The organism is Corynebacterium sp. HMSC072G08 (genome assembly GCF_001809185.1).
Taxonomy (GTDB): domain Bacteria; phylum Actinomycetota; class Actinomycetes; order Mycobacteriales; family Mycobacteriaceae; genus Corynebacterium; species Corynebacterium phoceense.
In genome coordinates, this window is record NZ_KV796389.1 from 326 (window position 1) to 3,579 (window position 3,254).

A 3,254-nucleotide genomic window follows, 5' to 3' on the forward strand; every position below is an offset into this window, starting at 1 on the left:
CTCAACAACATCCTGGAAGGCGACCATGGTCGGCTGAAGTGGATCCTCGGGCTGAAAGGCGCGTTTAAGAACCGGACATCTGCATATCGGACGTTGAAAGGGATGGAGGCGATGCACTCCTTGCGGAAAGGGCAAGGCACGATGTTTGCCTACTGGCAACCGAACCCAGACGCGGTGATCGTCAGCCGGATATTCGAGACAGCTTAAGCACCCCGGAGCAAGGACAACTGATGTCTTGAGGTTGGGCTTTTCGACCCTGGCCCAACTTTGCAACAGCACCCAGACGCATAACGCTGGTCGCACGATAAAAATGGAGCCTTCTTGGCTCACACCCCAAGTTTGCATCACCACCCTGAAAACTAACTCGAAATCTTATCCAGAAAAGGACGTAGAATGAATATTGAGAAGGTAGCTGTCAACGAAATAAACCAACTACTCGAATCCTGTGACCATCTGGAACCGCTCATCGACGCCAACGACCGTACCCCTCTAACTGATGGTCATATTTCCCTCTACTCAAATGCGTCGGATAATCATTCGAAAGAGAACTTTCTGGGTCGAGTCGATGTACAGGTCAAAGGAAAAACTCTCAAGGATCCTTCGAGACTTCAGACCTATCCGGTAGATCGTGCCGATCTTGAGGGCTACGGCAAGATGACCGGCGTCCTCTTCTTTGTCGTCGCTATTCGAAGAAGCGATAAGAGGAAACAGGCTTACTATTCGATTCTCAGTCCCTTCACGATCGCCAACATCCTTGCGGAGATGAATCCTTCCCAAAAGAAGAAGTCTCTTCCTTTTAAGAGGTTGCCCTCTACTCCCGAGAATATTGAGCGAATCGTGGACCTCGCCATCAAGAAAGGCCGCGAGGATCCACAACTGGGATTTGAGACTATCCCCCAGGAGAACGTGCGAGGGGTAACGCTCTATACCACCGACGAGCTTGATCTTTCAGCACCGGCGAGCCTCAAGCGGAGCGAACTGGATTTCCTCGTTGAGATAGAGGCCGAGGACGGCAGCCGCTTACCGATAGACGCCGACATCGAGCTCATCCCCCACACCTATCTGCCACAACAGTGTGCGATGGACATCGAGAGTGGCGATTTCAAGATCAGCGAATATCAACGGCGTCGCACCGGCCCCCACACTGTGGAGAACAAACTTACGGACGGGATTGCGATCACGCTGGAACGTGAGGGGGATAAGTTCCGCTATTCGCTTACCTATACTGCCAACGATAACCTTGCCCAGCGTCTGTTTGACCTCGGCTTCCTCACCCACTGGCTGGACAGTCAAGAACTGAGGATCGAGGGTAAGGTTGTCCCTTTCCCTATAGCCTGGCCCCAGGGTAGAGGGAAGCTAGACACAGAACTGGGATTCTTCCGCAAGATTGAACAGTTGTTCACCACCTTGCGGGTCGACCCTCGACTGATATCTATCGAGGACGTCACCGATAAACAGTGGTGGCAGCTTGAAATGCTCTACGCCAACATGGTCGAAGGGGAAGAGCTTACCCAGCAGTTCACCGAGGCTGGCCGAGTGCTTCAACCCGTGGGCCCCTGGTTTATTGAACTGATTGCGCAAACTGGGAAGACACCCAATCATTGGAAATATCACGGACTCACGGATCTAGATGCCGGCGTGTTTGCTTTACGTGAGCCCGAGGCGGAAGGCGGGCGGTTTCTCGCTGTCACGCCCTACGAGCTCATCGACCCCCCACGACTGCCCCTGACCTTGAACCTGCGGCCCGATACCATCGTGAAGCAATACGAACGAATCAAAGAGCACAAGAACACCTTCTCGATGGCCAACTGGTGCGTTCTCCATCTCATCAAAGCTGCAGACCTCCAACCGAAGCGACGCACGGAGCTGTTGCTCATGGCGCAGTCACTCAATGACTGGCTCATCGACAATGACGGGGATAAGCCGCACCACCTGGTGAATCAGTGGCAGATTACGGCCAGAGAAAAGGACTTGTCGGTGGATGACCTTAAGTCCATCCGGCAGCTTCGGCGCCAAATCCAGCGGAATGAGCCTGACCTGTTAGTAGAGCTAGGCTGTTCCATCCTTTTGGGGGACAGGCCTGAAGTCGAAGATCTCTATGAGGAGTTGGAGGATGAGCAACGGTCCCAGCTGCAGGAATGGCCAATCTGGACTCTCTGGAATAGTGTTTCCCCTTAGGGAAAACACCATTTTCCCAATTGCATTTCCTTCGAAGAAGGTCATTCGGCGTTGCAAAAACCGCCACCCGAAGGCAAGCGGTCATTGGCAGGACCTGCCACCCCTACCTGTCGATTTGAGGTACACCCCACTTTTACAATAAGGTACATGTTTGAATTTCGCGTATATTCGCCGACTTTAAAGACAACGTTCTTCTACGGTAGGGAGCCAAGCTTTGAGCAGGCCTGGGACAAGGCCGTGGTCTACATTTTGAATGATGCCCGTTGGAAAGACCAAAGCAATATCATTGATGCCATAGCTGCAACGGAGACAAAGTCAGAACATGCCACAAATGGGTGGATAGACGTCAGCCTTGGCCGGAATATGCAAAATGTTTACGAGCAACACGAAGTTGCGGTCATGATTGATAAAACTGCACGTGTCATGAACAATTTAGGACACTGAGTTAAGTCGGTTAGGGTACACCACGTTACGAGATAATCTTCCAACTCTTGCTCAAGCAGTCAGTCCGGTAGAAGTGATAACTCACGTCCCCTCTACCAACCGCAGTCCCGGACGCGACCGTGGGGCACTTGCTAGTGCCCTCAATTCTGCTCTCGGTCATATATCCGAAATCGTCTCACACCAGCGGCTTTAGAATCTTCAGGTGATAACACCGGCGCGTCCCACACAATAAGCCCAGATCGTTTTTCAGTGATAGATCCTGCTGCAGTCGCCGGTCGGCACGTGCTGCTAGTGGAGGACACTTGGGTCAGCGGAGCCAGTGCGCAATCAGAAGCGGTATCTCTGCACCGAGCAGGCGATCACCATGTCACTGTCATGTGTATCGCCAGGATGCTGAAAGCCAAGTGGGAAGACGGGACTTACTTGGCATCTCAATACGCCACCTTGCTGCCTCCACAGCAAGACACTACAGTTTTCAATCCTTAAACAAGGAGATCTGAACATACTTTTAGACGGCGCTGTTGCAAAGTTGGGCCAGGGCACGATGTTTACCTACGGGCACCCGAACCCAGACGCGGTGATCGTCAGCCGGATATTCGAGACAGCTTAAGCACCCCGGAGCAAGGACAACT

3 protein-coding genes and 1 pseudogene are annotated in these 3,254 nt (G+C 52.6%); all 4 read left to right on the plus strand.

What is annotated here, in order from left to right; all coding sequences use genetic code 11:
• A partial coding sequence (locus tag HMPREF2559_RS13200; protein ID WP_246818445.1) for a DDE-type integrase/transposase/recombinase occupies positions 1-207 on the plus strand: 207 nt, incomplete at its 5' end.
• 186 nt (positions 208-393) lie between these two features.
• Positions 394-2,178, plus strand: a complete 1,785-nt coding sequence (locus HMPREF2559_RS01380; RefSeq protein ID WP_070539296.1) for a hypothetical protein — start codon at positions 394-396, stop codon at positions 2,176-2,178.
• A gap of 147 nt (positions 2,179-2,325) precedes the next feature.
• A complete protein-coding gene (locus tag HMPREF2559_RS01385; protein WP_005531125.1) occupies positions 2,326-2,622 on the plus strand; it encodes a hypothetical protein in 297 nt (98 codons plus the stop codon).
• Between the two features lie 532 nt (positions 2,623-3,154).
• A pseudogene (locus tag HMPREF2559_RS12920) lies at positions 3,155-3,232 on the plus strand (IS6 family transposase); the annotation flags it as partial.
• Between the last annotated feature and the right edge of the window lie 22 nt (positions 3,233-3,254).

Coding starts and splice junctions, on each gene's coding strand:
- HMPREF2559_RS01380 (WP_070539296.1), top strand. CDS start 394: ATGAATATTGAGAAGGTAGCTGTCAACGAAATAAACCAACTACTCGAA.
- HMPREF2559_RS01385 (WP_005531125.1), top strand. CDS start 2,326: ATGTTTGAATTTCGCGTATATTCGCCGACTTTAAAGACAACGTTCTTC.